The sequence below is a fragment of the Sphingobium sp. Leaf26 genome (assembly GCF_001421665.1).
Lineage (GTDB): Bacteria > Pseudomonadota > Alphaproteobacteria > Sphingomonadales > Sphingomonadaceae > Sphingobium.
Genome location: NZ_LMKV01000031.1, coordinates 19,462 through 35,162 on the forward strand (window position 1 = coordinate 19,462; position 15,701 = coordinate 35,162).

At 65.1% G+C, this 15,701-nt stretch carries 12 protein-coding genes; 6 read left to right on the forward strand and 6 right to left on the reverse strand.

What is annotated here, in order from left to right; all coding sequences use genetic code 11:
- Positions 1–3: 3 nt before the first annotated feature.
- Together ASE85_RS19705 and ASE85_RS19710 are read left to right on the forward strand one after the other, a co-directional pair.
- Positions 4–1,530 (forward strand): UxaA family hydrolase, encoded by a 1,527-nt coding sequence (locus tag ASE85_RS19705; protein WP_156358432.1) that lies wholly within the window; start codon positions 4–6, stop codon positions 1,528–1,530.
- A gap of 17 nt (positions 1,531–1,547) precedes the next feature.
- Positions 1,548–3,023: a mannitol dehydrogenase family protein gene (locus tag ASE85_RS19710; protein ID WP_056692754.1), complete on the forward strand. Its 1,476-nt coding sequence runs from the start codon at positions 1,548–1,550 to the stop codon at positions 3,021–3,023.
- A 4-nt stretch (positions 3,024–3,027) separates the two neighbouring features.
- Here ASE85_RS19710 and ASE85_RS19715 read toward each other — a convergent pair whose 3' ends face one another.
- Entirely contained in the window at positions 3,028–3,726 is a 699-nt protein-coding gene (locus tag ASE85_RS19715; protein ID WP_056692756.1) for a pirin family protein, read from the reverse strand.
- A 126-nt stretch (positions 3,727–3,852) separates the two neighbouring features.
- On the opposite strand from ASE85_RS19715, the gene ASE85_RS19720 reads away from it, so the two are divergent.
- Positions 3,853–4,782: a LysR family transcriptional regulator gene (locus tag ASE85_RS19720; protein ID WP_056692759.1), complete on the forward strand. Its 930-nt coding sequence runs from the start codon at positions 3,853–3,855 to the stop codon at positions 4,780–4,782.
- 32 nt (positions 4,783–4,814) lie between these two features.
- On the opposite strand, the gene ASE85_RS19725 is transcribed toward ASE85_RS19720, so the two are convergent.
- The 3 genes from ASE85_RS19725 to ASE85_RS19735 all read right to left on the reverse strand — a co-directional run bounded on the left by ASE85_RS19725 (position 4,815) and on the right by ASE85_RS19735 (position 8,896).
- Positions 4,815–5,654, reverse strand: coding sequence for an alpha/beta fold hydrolase (locus tag ASE85_RS19725; protein ID WP_056692761.1), 840 nt, complete (start codon positions 5,652–5,654; stop codon positions 4,815–4,817).
- Positions 5,655–5,818: 164 nt separating this feature from the next.
- On the reverse strand, positions 5,819–8,023 hold the full coding sequence (gene katG, locus ASE85_RS19730; protein WP_056692764.1) for a catalase/peroxidase HPI: 2,205 nt from the start codon (positions 8,021–8,023) through the stop codon (positions 5,819–5,821).
- 225 nt (positions 8,024–8,248) lie between these two features.
- Complete coding sequence (locus tag ASE85_RS19735) at positions 8,249–8,896, reverse strand: TetR/AcrR family transcriptional regulator (RefSeq protein ID WP_235523626.1); 648 nt, start codon at positions 8,894–8,896, stop codon at positions 8,249–8,251.
- Between the two features lie 86 nt (positions 8,897–8,982).
- On the opposite strand from ASE85_RS19735, the gene ASE85_RS19740 reads away from it, so the two are divergent.
- From ASE85_RS19740 to ASE85_RS19750, 3 genes are read left to right on the forward strand one after another with little or no spacing between them, the layout of a single operon-like run.
- Positions 8,983–10,107, forward strand: coding sequence for an acyl-CoA dehydrogenase family protein (locus ASE85_RS19740; protein ID WP_056692772.1), 1,125 nt, complete (start codon positions 8,983–8,985; stop codon positions 10,105–10,107).
- A gap of 24 nt (positions 10,108–10,131) precedes the next feature.
- On the forward strand, positions 10,132–11,316 hold the full coding sequence (locus tag ASE85_RS19745; RefSeq protein WP_056692774.1) for an acetyl-CoA C-acyltransferase: 1,185 nt from the start codon (positions 10,132–10,134) through the stop codon (positions 11,314–11,316).
- A gap of 15 nt (positions 11,317–11,331) precedes the next feature.
- Positions 11,332–12,093: an SDR family NAD(P)-dependent oxidoreductase gene (locus tag ASE85_RS19750; protein WP_056692778.1), complete on the forward strand. Its 762-nt coding sequence runs from the start codon at positions 11,332–11,334 to the stop codon at positions 12,091–12,093.
- Between the two features lie 126 nt (positions 12,094–12,219).
- On the opposite strand, the gene ASE85_RS19755 is transcribed toward ASE85_RS19750, so the two are convergent.
- On the reverse strand, positions 12,220–13,827 hold the full coding sequence (locus tag ASE85_RS19755; protein WP_056692782.1) for an alpha-glucosidase family protein: 1,608 nt from the start codon (positions 13,825–13,827) through the stop codon (positions 12,220–12,222).
- Positions 13,828–13,843: 16 nt separating this feature from the next.
- Complete coding sequence (locus tag ASE85_RS19760) at positions 13,844–15,673, reverse strand: alpha-amylase family glycosyl hydrolase (protein WP_156358433.1); 1,830 nt, start codon at positions 15,671–15,673, stop codon at positions 13,844–13,846.
- Positions 15,674–15,701 lie beyond the last annotated feature (28 nt).

Below are 15,701 nucleotides of genomic sequence, written 5' to 3' on the forward strand. Positions count from 1 at the left end.
GCAATGGAGACGATAGCCGAACCCCTAGACCAGCTTGTCCAGACCCTGCCGGATGCCGTGCAGATTGCACCGTCCGACGATGTCGGGGTGGCTTTGCGCGCGCTGGATGCGGGCGAAACCATCCATGTCGCGGGAAAGGCGGTCATGCTTGCCGAAGCGATCGGGCGGGGTCACAAATTTGCGCTGCACGCGATGGCGGCCGGCGATCCGGTGCGCCGCTATGGCTGGCCGATCGGCAGCGCGACTCAGGCGATCGCGCCGGGCGCGCATGTTCACAGCCACAATATCCACACCAATTTGAAGGCGGAGGAGCCGTACAGCTTCGCGCCATCGCGGTCTGAGCCGGCTGCCGCCGCCGACACGCGCTGGCAGTTTCAGGGCTATCGCCGCGCCGATGGCAGTGTCGGCACCCGCAATGAAATCTGGGTGATCCCGACGGTCGGCTGCGTCGCGCGCACGGCAGAACGAATCGCGAAACAGGCGGCGGATCGCCATGCCGGACGGGTCGACGCCGTGCTGGCTTTCCCCCATCCGCTAGGCTGTTCGCAACTGGGCGACGATCTGGACGGGACCGCACGGGTGCTGGCGGCGCTGGCGGGCAATCCCAATGCCGGCGGCGTGCTGATCATCGGCCTTGGCTGCGAGGAAAATCAGCTATCCAAATTGCTGGAACGCATCCCGCCGGAGCGGCGCGACCGCATCCGCAGCGTCGGCGCGCAAATCAGCGCCGATGAATATGAGGACGCGGAAAATGCGATCGATGACCTGGTCGCCATCGCGGCACAGGACAAGCGCGAACCCGTAGGCATAGGGATGTTACGGCTTGGCCTCAAATGCGGCGGCTCAGACGGTTTGAGCGGTATCACCGCCAACCCCTTGATCGGACGTGCCGCCGATGTCGTCACGCAAGCGGGCGGGCAGGCGATCCTGACCGAAATACCGGAAATTTTCGGCGCGGAAAGGCTATTGATGCAGCGCGCAGCGGACGAGCCGGTGTTCGATGCGCTGGTCGCATTGGTCAACCGCTTCAAACGCTATTTCATCGACCATGGCGAACCGATTTCGGAAAATCCCAGCCCCGGCAATGTCGCGGGCGGCATCACCACACTGGAGGAAAAGTCGCTCGGTGCGGTGCAGAAGGGCGGCCATGCCACAGTCACCGATGTGCTGGCCTATGGCGAAACGCTGCGCCGTCCGGGCCTGACCCTGCTGGAGGCGCCGGGCAATGACGCGGTGTCGACCACCGCGCTGGCGGCGGCAGGCGCCACGATGACGCTTTTTTCCACCGGGCGGGGCACACCGCTTGGCAGCCCGATCCCGACGCTGAAACTGGCCACCAACCATGATCTGGCCCGGCGCAAGCCCGTCTGGATCGATTTCGACGCGGCACAGGTGCTCGATGACGGCCTCGACATCGCCACCGACGCGCTGATGGCTCGCATCTGCGCCATCGCATCGGGCGAACCGGCCCGCAACGAAGTCAATGGCGAACGCGACATCGCCATCTGGAAACGTGGCGTAACCCTCTGACCCTTCAGGAATTGTCCATGATGCGCCTATCGTCCGCCACGCTGGCTGCGCTGCCTGCCACCATCGCCCGACCCGCCTATGACCGTCGCCAGGTGAAGCCCGGCGTCGTCCATCTGGGCATCGGCGCCTTCCACCGCGCGCATCAGGCGGTGATGTTCGACGATATGCTGGCGTCGGGCGACCTGCGCTGGGGCATCCGGGCCGTGTCCTTGCGCTCGCCCGGTGTGCGCGACCAGATGATGCCGCAGGACGGCCTCTATCATATCCTGGTGCGCGATGGCGCCGATGTCGCCATTCGGACGATCGGCGCAGTGCTCGATGTGACGGTCGCGCCGGAAGACCCGGCGGGCGTGGTGGAAATGCTGGCCAGCCCCGACACCCATATCGTGACGCTGACCGTGACGGAGAAAGGCTATAAGCTCGATCCCGCCAGCGGTGCGCTGCGCACGGATGATCCGCAACTGGCCGCCGACATCGCCAGCCTGGACGCACCGGTGACGGCGCCTGGCTTCCTGGTCGCCGCCTTGGCAAAGCGCCGCGCGCGCGGCCTGCCGCCCTTCACCGCCATTTCGTGCGACAATCTGCCGCGCAACGGGCAAAGGTTGCGTGGCGCCGTGATCGCGCTGGCACAGCATCATGATCCGGCGCTGGCGGACTGGATAGCGCAGGAAGGCGCTTTTCCAGAAACCATGGTCGACCGCATCGTGCCAGCCACCACGGCGGATGATATCGCCATTTTCGCCCGCGACCATGGCCTGACCGACGAGGCGCTGGTGAAGACCGAACCCTTCACCCAATGGGTGATCGAAGATCGCTTCTGCGGCCCGCGCCCCGATTTCGGCCCCGGCGTCCAGTTCACCGCCGCCGTCGCGCCATGGGAGGAGGCGAAGCTGCGCCTGCTCAACGGCGCGCACAGCGCCATCGCCTATCTGGGCGGGCTGGCGGGCATCGACCATGTCCATGAAGTGCTGGAACACACCCCGATGCGCGCCTTTGTCGAGCGGCTATGGGATGAGGCGGCAACGACGCTGTCGCCGCCGGCCGAACTGGATGTCGCCGCCTATCGCCGTCAATTGATGGCGCGGTTCGACAATGGCGCGCTGATGCACCGCACCCATCAGATCGCTATGGACGGGTCGCAGAAACTGCCGCAGCGTCTGCTGGCGACGATCGCGGATCGACGCAGGATGGGGCAGGATGCAGAGGCGCTGACATTGGGCGTAGCGGCCTGGCTGCGCTGGCAGGCGGGGGTGAACGATCAGGGCGCGGCCCATATCGTGGATGATCCGCTGGCCGACCGGATTGCCGCCTTGCTGAAAGATCAGCCCGATGCCGCCGGTCGCGTGCAGGCAATCCTGGCCTATGACGCGATCGTGCCCGCCGCGTTGCGCGACGATGCCGCCTTCGCCGAACAACTGACCGTCCATCTGGCCAGCCTTGAAGAAAAGGGCGCCATGGCCACTATCGCAGCCATGGCGCCCATACCGGCCTGATCGTTCAGGCGGCGTCGACCAGCACGATCTCGCTATCCTCGATCGCGGTCACGCGGATGACCTCGACATCGCTGATCGCTACGCCGTCGCGGGCATTGGCCCGCACGTCGTCGATCTGGATCGCGCCGGTGGCGGGAACCAGATAGGCTTTGCGATCGGCACCGATCGGATAGTCGGCGCTTTCCCCGGCCTTCAACGTCGCGGCCACAATCCGTGCATCGGTGCGGATGGTCAGCGCGTCATTGTCATTCTCATACCCCGACGCCAGCGTCACGAAATGCCCCGACCGTTCGCCCTTGGGGAAGGGGCGGGCGCCCCAGCTTGGGGCTTCACCCTGACGGGTCGGGATGATCCAGATCTGGAAGATCTTCGTCGTCACATCCTCGCGATTATATTCCGAATGACGCACGCCGGTGCCTGCGCTCATCACCTGCACGTCTCCGGCCTCGGTCCGGCCCTTGTTGCCCAGGCTGTCCTCATGAGTGATCGCGCCTTCGCGGACATAGGTGATGATTTCCATGTCGCGATGCGGATGCGGCGGAAAGCCGGTGTGCGGCGCGATCGTATCGTCATTCCAGACGCGCAGATTGCCCCAGTGCATGCGGGCGGGGTCATGATAGCCGGCGAAGGAAAAATGATGCTTGGCGTCGAGCCAGCCATGATTGTCACCGCCAAGGCTGTCGAAGGGGCGCAGTTCGATCATCGTCTTATCTCCTGATCGGGCGGAGGTCGCCGGGGTGGCGTCGCCCTGTTGAAGACGGCTTTACCGCTTGCCTTCTTTCCTGTTCAGATGGATAAAACCGATCCTTATGTTCGAGGAAATGGAATAGTGAATAATCCCGGCACACCGACCTTCGACCAGTTGCGCATCTTCCTGGCGATCGTGGATACGGGCAGCTTCGCCGCCGCCGGGCGCAGGCTCAACCGCGCCGTGTCGGTGATCAGCTATGGCATATCCAATCTGGAGGCGCAGCTCGGCCTGTCCCTCTTCGACCGGGAAGGGACGCGCAAGCCCGTGCTGACCGTCGCCGGTCGCGCCCTGCTGGCGGAGGCGCGCAGCATTTCCCATGGCCTGGACGGGTTACGCGCGAAGGTGAAGGGGCTGCTCGACGGGCTGGAGGCGGAGGTCGATCTGGCGGTCGACGTCATGTTGCCGGCCGATCGGCTGGGAAAGGTGCTACGCGCCTTTTCGCAGGCTTTCCCGACCGTGCAATTGCGCCTCCATGCCGAAGCGCTGGGCGCGATCACCGCGATGGTGCTGGATCGGGCGGCGGTGATCGGTATTTCCGGGCCGCTGTCCGCCGGCGTCGAAGGGATCGAAAGCATGGCCGCCGGGCTGGTGCCGATGGTGCCGGTCGCCGCGCCTGACCATCCGCTGGGCCGCATGGATGCGATCGCGCCGGGGGCGGGGCGCAACTATACGCAACTGGTGCTGACCGACCGGTCGCGCTTCACCGAAGGGCAGGATTATTCGGTGAGCAGCCCCAAGACATGGCGCCTCGCCGATCTGGGCGCGAAACATGCGTTGCTGCGCGAAGGCATCGGCTGGGGCAATATGCCGCTGCCGATGATCGAGGGGGATCTGGTCGCGGGCACGCTGGTACGGCTGGTCATGCCCGACCATCATGGCGGCACCTATCGCTTTTCCGGCATCTGGCGCCGCGATACGCCGCCCGGACCAGCCGCGAGTTGGCTGCTCGACCAGTTTGTCGGTCTGGGCCGGGACGATGTGGAGCCGGACGGCATGAGCGACGTCTGATCCGTCACCCTGCCGTCCGGCCAGGTTTATTTTCAGCCCTGGATGAAGGCCAGGATATCGGCATTCAGCACTTCGGCATTCACCGTCAGCATACCGTGCGGATAGCCTTCATAGATTTTCAGCGTGGCATCGGGCAGCAATTCCGCCTGCAACACACCGGCATTTTTGTATGGCACGACCTGATCGTCATCGCCATGCAGCACCAGGGTCGGCACCGTGATCGCCTTCAGATCGTCGGTCTGGTCGGTTTCCGAGAAAGCCTTGATCCCTTCATAATGGGCCAGCGCGCTGCCGTTCAGGCCCTGCCGCACCCAATTGTCGATCACGGCAGGCTTTACGTCGGCGCCATCGCGGTTGAAGCCGTAAAAGGGACCGCTGGCGACATCGCGGAAGAACTGGGCGCGATTGGCGGCGAGGCCGGCGCGCAGCCCGTCAAACATATCCATCGGCAGGCCGCCCGGATAGCGGTCGGTCTTCAGCATGATCGGCGGCACCGCGCTCACCAGCACAGCCTTGGCGACGCGGCCCTGCGGCAGGCCATGGCGGGCGACATAGGCGGCCACTTCGCCGCCACCGGTCGAATGGCCGATATGGATGGCGTTCTTGAGGTCCAGATGCTCGGCGACCGCAGCGGCGTCGGCAGCATAATGGGCCATGTCATGGCCGAAATCGACCTGCGCCGAACGGCCATGGCCGCGCCGGTCATGGGCGATGACGCGATAGCCCTTCGACAGGAAGAACAGCATCTGCGCATCCCAGTCGTCCGACGACAGCGGCCAGCCATGGTGGAACATGATCGGCTGGGCATCCTTGCTGCCCCAATCCTTGTAGAAGATGTCGACGCCGTCGGTGGTGGTGATGAACTGGCTCATGGGAAGGCTCCTCGCTGGGTATCGGCCGGATCGTCCGGGCTGAAACAAGGTCTAGTCCAGTTTTTTCATTCAGCGCATAGACATAAAATGCGCCCATTCGTTCGATATTATAGAAAAGCGGGCGGCGATCGGGCCGATCGCCGCCCGCTTTTCAACTTGTTATCCTACGCCTTCAGATCATAGCGGTCAGCATCCATCACCTTGGTCCAGGCGGCTACGAAGTCGCGGACGAACTTCCCGCCCGCATCCGACGAGGCATAGACTTCCGACAAGGCACGCAGTTGCGAATTGGAGCCGAAGGCGAGGTCCGTGCGGGTCGCCGTCCACCGCTCTTCATTGCTGGCCCGGTCAGTGCCGACGAACGTTTCATCGCTCTTGTCATCCACCTGCTTCCAGGCGGTGTTCATGTCGAGCAGGTTGACGAAAAAGTCGTTGGTCAATTGCCCGACACGATCCGTGAAGACGCCGTGCGGCGATCCGCCATGATTGGCGCCCAGCACACGCAAGCCCCCGACCAGCACCGTCATTTCCGGCGCGGACAGGCCCAGCAACTGCGCCCGGTCGACCAGCAATTCCTCGGTCGGCACATTGTAGCGCGTCTGGAGATAGTTGCGGAAGCCGTCCGCCTTCGGCTCCAGCACCGCAAAGCCCTCCACATCGGTCTGGTCCTGCGACGCATCGGTGCGGCCCGGCGTGAAGGGGACGGTCACGTCATGGCCCGCCGCCTTCGCCGCCTGCTCGATGCCGACATTGCCGCCCAGCACGATCAGGTCGGCAACCGATGCGCCGCTGTCGCTTGCAATCCCCTCATAGACGGCCAGAACCCGAGCCAGTTCGGCCGGCTCGTTGACGTCCCAGTCCTTCTGCGGGGCCAGGCGCAGACGACCGCCATTCGCGCCGCCGCGATGGTCCGACCCACGATAGGTGACGGCAGAGGCCCAGGCGGTCCTGACCAGATCGGCGACCGACAGGCCCGACCCGGCAATCTTCTGCTTGAGCGCGGCGATGTCCGCCTCGCCCAACGTCGGCCCGGTCGGCGCAGGGATTGGGTCCTGCCAGATCAGGTCTTCGGCGGGGACTTCGGGGCCGAGATAGCGCACCTTCGGCCCCATGTCGCGATGGCACAGCTTGAACCAGGCGCGGGCGAAGGCATCGGCGAAATAGGCTGGATCAGCCCGGAACTTCTCCATTACCGCGCGATAGGCCGGGTCCACCTTCATCGCCATGTCGGCGGTGGTCATCATCGTCGGCACCTTGACGCTGCCGTCATGCGCCTTGGGCGCCAGCGTCTCTTGTGGATTGCCGACCGGTTGCCATTGCTTGGCGCCTGCCGGGCTGCGGACCAGCTCATATTCATGGTCCAGCAGCATGTCGAAATAGCTCATGTCCCAGTTGATCGGCGTCGGCGTCCAGGCGCCCTCGATCCCGCTGGTGATGGTGTGATCGCCCATGCCGCTTTCATGGCCGCTCTGCCAGCCCAGCCCCTGCTGCGCGATATCCGCGCCTTCGGGTTCCGAACCCACCAGCGACGCATCGCCCGCACCATGCGCCTTGCCGAACGTATGGCCGCCGGCCGTCAGCGCTGCCGTCTCCTCGTCGTTCATGCCCATGCGCGCAAAGGTTTCGCGAATGTCGCGGCCCGACTGGAGCGCGTCGGGATTGCCGCCTGGCCCTTCGGGATTGACATAGATCAGGCCCATCTGGATCGCGGCCAGCGGGCTTTCCAGCGCCATGTCCTTGTCCGGCTGGATACGGGTTTCATTGGCCTCGTCACCGACCCAATTTTCTTCCGTGCCCCAGTAGATGTCCTTCTCTGGCTCGAACACGTCCGCACGCCCGCCGCCGAAGCCGAAGACCGGCCCGCCCATCGATTCGATCGCGACATTGCCGGCCAGGATCATCAGGTCGGCCCAGCTCAGCTTCTGGCCATATTTCTGCTTGATCGGCCACAGCAGCCGGCGCGCCTTGTCCAGATTGCCATTGTCCGGCCAGCTATTGAGCGGGGCGAAGCGCTGCGATCCGGACGAAGCGCCGCCGCGCCCGTCTCCGGTACGATAGGTGCCCGCGCTATGCCAGGCCATGCGGATGAAGAAGGGGCCATAATGGCCATAGTCCGCCGGCCACCAGGGCTGGCTGTCGGTCATCAGTGCGGTCAGATCGGCCTTCAGCGCGTCATAGTCGATCGACTGGAACGCCGCAGCATAATCGAAATCCTTCTCCAGCGGATTGCCCGACAGGCCGTTCTGCTGGAGGATGTCCAGCGAGAGCTGATTGGGCCACCAGTCGCGATTGGTTCGCCCCAGCAGCGTGCGCCGCGCGGCCGGGTCCTTCATCGGACAGCCCAGCGGGTCAGAGGTCTTGGCATCCATGATTATTCTCCTGTCATTTCCCTGCGGCATATTTGTAGAAGCGCGCACCGCCCGATCCAAACCGGGAATCTTGCTCTGTCTGATCGATAATATCGGTCGAAGGCACGGCGATGACCGCCATCGTCCATCACCGCACAGACGGGCATGGCGAAGCATGCTCCGACATCATGCGGCTTTCAATGCAGAAAGGGCAAAGACGTCGTGGCTGCGAAAGGAATGTCTGCGTCAGTCGCGCGGCGTCAGACCGCCCAAGGCGATATCGACCAGCTTCTCGGCCACCTCCTGCGGACGCAATGGCCCGGCCGGATCGTGCCAGCGCGCCGGCCAGTTGAGCGCCCCCGCCAGCGCGAAGGAGGCGAATCGCACGTCCACCGGTGCGATCGACCCGTCGGCGATTCCCTCTGCGATCATGGCCCGCACCGCCGCGTCGATCTCCCGCTTGCGCGCACGAAAGCGGGTGGCGCTGTCCATCGACAGCACTTCCTCATTGGTGCGGATCACGCAGCGGCCGAAATCGTCCATATTGATGCAGGCATAGCGCAGCAGGAAGGCGCGCAGCCGGTCATGGCCGCTGCCCGGCGCACCGGCTGCCGCTTCCGCCGCTTCGCGCAGCATGGACAGGCCGCGATTGACGCATTCGACCAGCACCTGCTCCTTGTTGCCCAGATAATGGTAGATGGTCGGCTTGCTGATGCCCAGGCTCGCGGCGACATCGTCCAGCGAGGCGGCATGATAGCCGCGCGCATTGAACATGCGCACCGCCGCCAGCAGCACGGCCTCCCGCTTTTCCGCCCGATCCTGCTCCCGCTCAGCCTTGCTGCGAAAGGGCGAGGTGGGCGCGGGGGCGGGCGTGATGGCGACGGACTTGGACAATGGGCGCTCCTTGGACCTGCCGGGCATTGACAAGAAACGCCGGAACAATCAATATACTCGCAAGTATAGAAAATACGAGTGAGTATATGCTGACGGACATTCAGGCTGCCATCCGCGACACGGTGCGTGATTTCGCGCAGGACACCATCCGCCCGCACAGCGCCCGTTTCGAATCGGAAGGTGGCTATCCGCCTGCCTTGTTCGAGGACATGGCCGGCCTTGGCCTGTGGGGCATGACCGCCCCCGAAGCCTTTGGCGGGGCGGAGGCCGATGCCGTTTCTTACGCTCTGGCGCTGATGGAGATCGCGGCGGCGGACGGCGCGCTCTCCACCATCGTCTCGATCCAGAACAGCATCCTCGTCTCCGGCCTGCTCAAGGATGGCAGCGACGAGCAAAAGGCCCGCTTCCTGCCCGACCTGATCGGCGGGCGGACCATAGGCGCCTTCGCCCTGACCGAAGCCGACGCCGGCTCCGATGCCTCGGCCGTGCGTACGCGCGCGGTCAAGGTGGATGGCGGCTGGCGCATCACCGGCGCAAAGCAGTTCATCACGTCGGGCAAGATTGCCGGGCTGGTGATGATCATCGCGCTTACCGACCCGGAGGCGGGCAAGAAAGGCCTGTCCGCCTTCATCGTGCCCACCGACCGGCCCGGCTATGGCGTGGACAAGGTCGAGCACAAGATGGGGCAGGGCGCGTCCGACACCTGCGCGCTGCGTTTCGACGACATGTTCGTGGAGGATGACCTGCTGATCGGGCAGCCGGGGCAGGGCTATCGCATTGCACTCGCCAACCTCGAAACCGGCCGCATCGGCATCGCCGCGCAGTGCGTCGGCATGGCGCAGGCCGCGCTGGAGATTGCCATCGCCTATGCCAAGGATCGCAAAAGTTTCGGCAAGGCGATCATCGACCATCAGGCGGTGGGCTTCCGCCTCGCCGACCTCGCCACCCGTCTGGAGGCGGCACGGCAACTCGTCCTGCATGCCGCACGGACCAAGGATGCGGGCCTGCCCTGCCTGTCCGAAGCCTCGATGGCGAAGCTGTTCGCGTCCGAAGCGGCCGAGGCGATCGTGTCCGGCGCGATGCAGACGCTGGGCGGCTATGGCTATCTGGAGGAATATGGCGTGGCCAAAATCTATCGCGACGTGCGCGTCTGCCAGATTTACGAAGGCACGTCTGACATTCAGCGCATGGTGATCGCGCGCAGCCTTTAACGTCGCTATTTCAGGAGAGAGATTATGCAGGACGATCCGGTCGTCATCGCCAGCTATGCCCGCACGCCGATGGGCGGGTTCCAGGGCATATTTTCGCCGCTCAAGGCCACCGAGTTGGGCGCCGCCGCCGTCAAGGCCGCCGTCGAGCGTGCGGGCGTGGCGAGCGACGCCATCGACCGCATCTATATGGGCTGCGTCCTGCCGGCCGGTCTGGGGCAGGCGCCCGCGCGACAGGCGGCTCTGGGCGCCGGCCTTGGCCTCAATACCGAAGCCACCACCGTCAACAAGATGTGCGGGTCCGGCATGCAGGCCGCGATCATGGCGCATGAAGCGCTGTCGTCCGGCGCGGCCGACATCGTGATTGCCGGCGGCATGGAAAGCATGACCAACGCGCCCTATGCCCTGCCCAAGCATCGCAGTGGCGCGCGCATCGGCCATGACCGCATCATCGACACGATGATGATGGACGGGCTGGAGGACGCCTATGAACCCGGCAAGGCGATGGGCGTCTTCGCCGAGGAAGCGGTGCGCGACTATCAGTTCACGCGCGAGGATCAGGACGCTTATGCGATCCGATCGCTCGAACGCGCCAATGCTGCGATCGGCAGCGGCGCCTTCGCCCGCGAAATCACGCCGGTCACGGTGAAGGGCCGGGGCGGCGATATGATCGTCGATACCGACGAACAGCCGGGCAAGGCCAGGCCCGACAAGATTCCCGTGCTCAAACCCGCCTTCGTCAAGGACGGCACCATCACCGCCGCCAATGCCTCCTCCATTTCGGATGGTGCGGCGGCTCTGGTCATGACCCGTGCCAGCGTGGCGGCGAAGCTGGGCCTCAAGACCGTGGCGAAGGTCGTCGCGACCGCCGGCCATGCGCATGAGCCGTCCAAATTCACCACCGCGCCCGTCCCCGCCATGCGCAAGGTGCTGGACAAGGCCGGCTGGTCGGTCGCCGACGTCGACCTGTTCGAAGTCAACGAAGCCTTTGCCGTGGTCGCCATGATCGCCGCCAAGGAACTGGGCATCCCGGACGACCGGATCAACGTCAATGGCGGCGCGACCGCGCTCGGTCATCCGATCGGCGCGTCGGGCGCGCGCATCCTGGCGACGCTGATCGCCGCGCTGGAGACGCGCGGCCTGAAGCGCGGGGTGGCGAGCCTGTGCATCGGCGGCGGCGAAGCCACCGCCATGGCCGTCGAACTGATCTGAACGGAGAGGAATGAAATGGACATCAACGGCGTAGCGGCGATCGTCACCGGCGGCGCATCCGGCCTGGGCAAGGCGACCGCCACGATGCTGGCGCAGCAAGGGGCGAAGGTCGCGATCTTCGACCTGAATGAGGAGGCTGGACAGGCGACGGCGCAGGCGCTGGGTGGTGTCTATGTCGCTGTCAACGTTGCCGACGACGCCAGCGTCGCGGCAGGGCTGGACGCGGCGGAAGCAGCGCATGGCGTCGCCCGCATCCTCGTCAACTGCGCGGGCATCGCCCCGGCGGTAAAGACCGTGGGCAAGGAAAATGCGCCGCACCCGCTCGACACCTTCGCCAGGACGGTGACGGTCAACCTGATCGGCAGCTTCAACGTCATTGCCAAATTCTCCGCCCGGCTCGCGGCGGCGGACGAGGTGGATGGCGAACGCGGCGTGATCGTCAACACCGCCTCGGTCGCGGCCTATGACGGGCAGATCGGCCAGGCCGCCTACAGCGCATCCAAGGGCGGCGTCGTCGGCATGACCCTGCCGATCGCCCGTGACCTTGCCCAGCACAAGATCCGCGTGATGACCATCGCGCCGGGCATCTTCCTGACGCCGATGCTGGAGGCATTTCCACAGAATGTGCAGGACGCCCTTGGCGCGCAGGTGCCGCATCCCAGTCGTCTGGGCAAGCCCGCCGAATATGCGCAACTGGTGGAAAGCATCGTGCGTAATCCGATGCTGAACGGCGACGTCATCCGATTGGATGGCGCGATCCGCATGGCGCCGCGCTAAACGAAAAAGCCCCCGGACCGGTGTGCAGCCCGGTCCGGGAGCGGGGGAGACCGGCCTCAAAGACCGGATTGGAAAGGCCCTTGCCCTCCGTACGCGCCGCGCGGACGGAGGGCATTTTCTGTTGTCCTATTCCTCGATCACCAGCGCGCCGAAGGGCGGCAGCGTGCCCGGCGTAGCGCCATTGATGGCGGCGAGCAGCGTGTTGGTCGGCGCGATCTCCGTGGGCCATGCGGCCGGTTCACCCGACAGGTTGAACAGGCAGAGCAGCGACTGGCCATCGGCTTGTCGGCGGAAGAGCAGGCGCTGGTCGTCCGCGACCAGTATCTCCAGACTGCCATGGCGCAGCGCCGGGTTCCCCTTGCGCAGGGCCAGCATGGCGCGCGTGTGGTTGAGCAGGGACGCCGCGTCGGCTTCCTGCGCGTCGACGGCGCGGGCGAGATTGTCGTCACCCACCGGCAGCCACGGTTCTGCGGCGCTAAAGCCCGCCTGCGCCGCGCTCGCCGCCCAGGGCAGCGGCGTGCGCGCGCCGTCGCGTGACAGGGTCAGCGGCCAGTTGGCGATGGCTTCGGGGTCTTGCAGACGCTCGAAAGGGATATCGACCTGGGTGACGCCCAGTTCTTCGCCCTGATAAAGAATGGCGTTGCCGCGCAGCGCCACCAGCAATATCGCCTTCAGCCGGCCGAAGGCGGGGCGATCGTCGGGCGCGCACCAGCGCGACACCGCGCGCGGGGCGTCATGATTCTCGAACGCCCAGCTTGGCCAGCCAAGGCCCGGTTCGTCCGGCCAGCGCGCGACCGTTTCGGCGACCAGCGCCGGCGTCAGCTTGTCGGCATAGAGGAAGTTGAAGCCATAGGCGCTGTTGAGGTGGCTTTCGCCCGCCGTATAGGCCTTCATCTCCGTTTCGGAGAGGTCGCCGCCGACTTCGGCCACGGTGAAGATCGCACCATATTCGTCGCATAATGTGCGGATGCGTTTGATGAAGTCGACCACGCCGGGGTGGGACTGGCTATATTGTTTGATCTGATAATCGAAGGAGCGGGTGCGCGGCTTGCCGGTGTCTGGCGCGGGCGGATTGTCGCGCAGCAGCGGGTCGTGCATCGAATGGTTGAGCGCGTCGAGGCGGAAGCCGTCGACGCCGCGATCCAGCCAGAAGCGCATGGCCCCCAGCAGCGCATCCTGCACCGCCGGGTTATGCACGTTAAGCTGGGGCTGGCTGCTCAGAAACTGGTGCATATAATATTGGCGGCGGCGTCCGTCCCATGTCCAGGCCGGCCCGCCGAAGACCGACTGCCAGTTGTTGGGCGGGGTGCCATCCGCCTTCGGATCGGCCCAGACGAACCAGTCGGCCTTGTCGCCGGTCCGGCTGGCGCGGCTTTGCCTGAACCAGTCGTGCAGGTCGGAGCTATGGGCGTAAACCTGATCGATCGTGACCTTGAGGCCAAGATCATGGGCGCGGGCGACCAATGCGTCGAAATCGCCGAGCGTGCCGAAGATCGGATCCACATCGCAATAATCGGCAATATCATAGCCGAAATCCCGCATCGGGGAGGTGAAGAAGGGCGAAATCCAGATCGCGTCCGCGCCGAGCCGGGCGATATGCTCCAGCCGCTGGGTGATGCCGTTCAGGTCGCCGATGCCGTCGCCATTGCTGTCCTGAAAGCTGCGCGGATAGATTTGGTAGATCACCGCCCCCTTCCACCAGGGTTGATCGGTCGATGTCGTCGCAAGCGTCATGAAGGCGTTTCCGTTTTCAGGGTTTGGCGGCGCATATGGCATAGCCGAAGGCGGGGAGGGAGAGGGCAAGGCTGCCCGGCGCTTGCTGGGCAGTCGGGCAGGCGCCGGCCAGCGACGTAAAGCCGCCGCTCGCCGGATCGACCGCGATATGGCCCGACAGCGGCGCGGCCGATGTGTTGAACGCGACCAGCACTTCGCGGCGGGTATCGGGGTCGATGCGCGATACGGCGAACAGGCCGGGCTTGTCGGAACCGACGCGCAATAAGGTCGCGCCGCGCGACAAGGCCGGCGTATCGCGGCGGACCTTCGCCAGAGCCGCGATCGCACGGTAGAGTGGATGGTCAGGGTTGAAACTGTCGGTCGCGGTGGTCGCGCTCGTTCCGACCAATCGATCCGCATTATATTCGGCCACCCTTGACGCGAACATGTCCTGCCGCGCCTGCTGGTCGTTGCCGATGCCGGCAAATCCCTGCTCGTCGCCATAATAGAGCGTCGGCACGCCGCGCAGCGTCAGCAGCATCGCATGGCCCAATATCGCGCGCGCCAGTTCCTCTTGGGCGTTCATGCCGGGCTGCGCTTGACGCAGGAAGAAGGCAAATCGACCTGCATCATGATTGCCAAGGAAGGTCGGCAGTTGCAGCGCCGCCGCCTTGCCGCCTTCATACAGCGCGTCGTCATCGCCCAGGCGCGCGAGCATCTCGGTATCGCTCTTGCCGCTGGCCGCATCGACGGCGGCGCGCATGAAGGCGAAGTCCAGCACGGCGGGGAAGCCGGCGTTGCGCGTCCAGCTTGCCAGCAACGCCGGGTCATAGGCGTCGGTGGCGACTTCGCCGAAGATATGGAAATGGGGGATGCCCTTCGCCGCTGCATGGGCGCGGATCGCGGGGATGAAGGCGCGCCAGAACGCCGCATCCACGTGCTTGGCGGTGTCGATGCGATACCCATCGATGCCGAACCGGTCGATCCAGCCCTTATAGATGGCGATGAAGCCGGCCACGACGCGCGGGTCCTCGGTGGCGATGTCGTCAAGGCCGACGAAATCGCCATATTGCGCACTTTCGCCCTTCCAGTCGGTGTCGCCGCGATTGTGATAGTAGATGGAATCATTGAGCCACGCAGGGACTTTGACCGCCTTCTCGCCCTTGGGCACGACCGGCGTATAGGCGAAGGACGGGTCGGTCAGCCTGGCCCAGTTGGCGGTGCTGTCGTCGCGGTCGCCGGCGAAGCCTCGATTGATCGGCTGGCCCGCCGCGCCCCCCCGGCGTGACCAGGGATAGTCGGCCGTGCTGCGATAGGGCGCCGCACTGGTGGGGCTTTCCCGATACTGGATCACATCGGCCGTATGGTTGGCGATGATGTCCATATAGACTTTCATGCCACGCTTATGCGCCGCATCGACCAGCGCCTTGAAGTCGGCATCCGTGCCGAAATGCGGATCGACGGTGGTGAAGTCCGTCACCCAATAACCGTGATAGCCCGCGCTTTCCTGCCCCTTGGCGCCCTGCACCGGCTTGTTCTTGAACACCGGGGCCAGCCAGATCGCGGTCGCGCCCAGCCCCTGGATATAGTCCAGCTTCGCGGTCAGCCCTTTCAGGTCGCCGCCATGATAGAAAGCGCGGGAGGTCGGGTCGTATCCGGTCTGAAGCGGGCCGCCCTTCAGGCCGCCACGGTCATTCTTCGGATCACCATTGGCGAATCGGTCCGGCAGTACGAAATAGACGATCTCCTGCTCCGGGCCACGGGCGCGCAAATCGGACAGCGTATCCGCCTGCGCACCAGTCGCACCGATCAGGGCCGCAGCCATCCCGGCGGCCGTCACGAGGAAAGTCGTGGCCGTTCGTCCCATGAGGGGCATCCCTATAATATGAACCTGT

What these genes read in the sequence shown, in the direction of transcription:
- ASE85_RS19755 (WP_056692782.1), bottom strand. Translation starts at nt 13,827, where the DNA reads ATGACGCTTGCGACGACATCGACCGATCAACCCTGGTGGAAGGGGGCG.
- ASE85_RS19750 (WP_056692778.1), top strand. Translation starts at nt 11,332, where the DNA reads ATGGACATCAACGGCGTAGCGGCGATCGTCACCGGCGGCGCATCCGGC.
- ASE85_RS19745 (WP_056692774.1), top strand. Translation starts at nt 10,132, where the DNA reads ATGCAGGACGATCCGGTCGTCATCGCCAGCTATGCCCGCACGCCGATG.
- katG (WP_056692764.1), bottom strand. Translation starts at nt 8,023, where the DNA reads ATGGATGCCAAGACCTCTGACCCGCTGGGCTGTCCGATGAAGGACCCG.
- ASE85_RS19760 (WP_156358433.1), bottom strand. Translation starts at nt 15,673, where the DNA reads ATGGGACGAACGGCCACGACTTTCCTCGTGACGGCCGCCGGGATGGCT.
- ASE85_RS19740 (WP_056692772.1), top strand. Translation starts at nt 8,983, where the DNA reads ATGCTGACGGACATTCAGGCTGCCATCCGCGACACGGTGCGTGATTTC.
- ASE85_RS19725 (WP_056692761.1), bottom strand. Translation starts at nt 5,654, where the DNA reads ATGAGCCAGTTCATCACCACCACCGACGGCGTCGACATCTTCTACAAG.
- ASE85_RS19715 (WP_056692756.1), bottom strand. Translation starts at nt 3,726, where the DNA reads ATGATCGAACTGCGCCCCTTCGACAGCCTTGGCGGTGACAATCATGGC.
- ASE85_RS19710 (WP_056692754.1), top strand. Translation starts at nt 1,548, where the DNA reads ATGATGCGCCTATCGTCCGCCACGCTGGCTGCGCTGCCTGCCACCATC.
- ASE85_RS19705 (WP_156358432.1), top strand. Translation starts at nt 4, where the DNA reads ATGGAGACGATAGCCGAACCCCTAGACCAGCTTGTCCAGACCCTGCCG.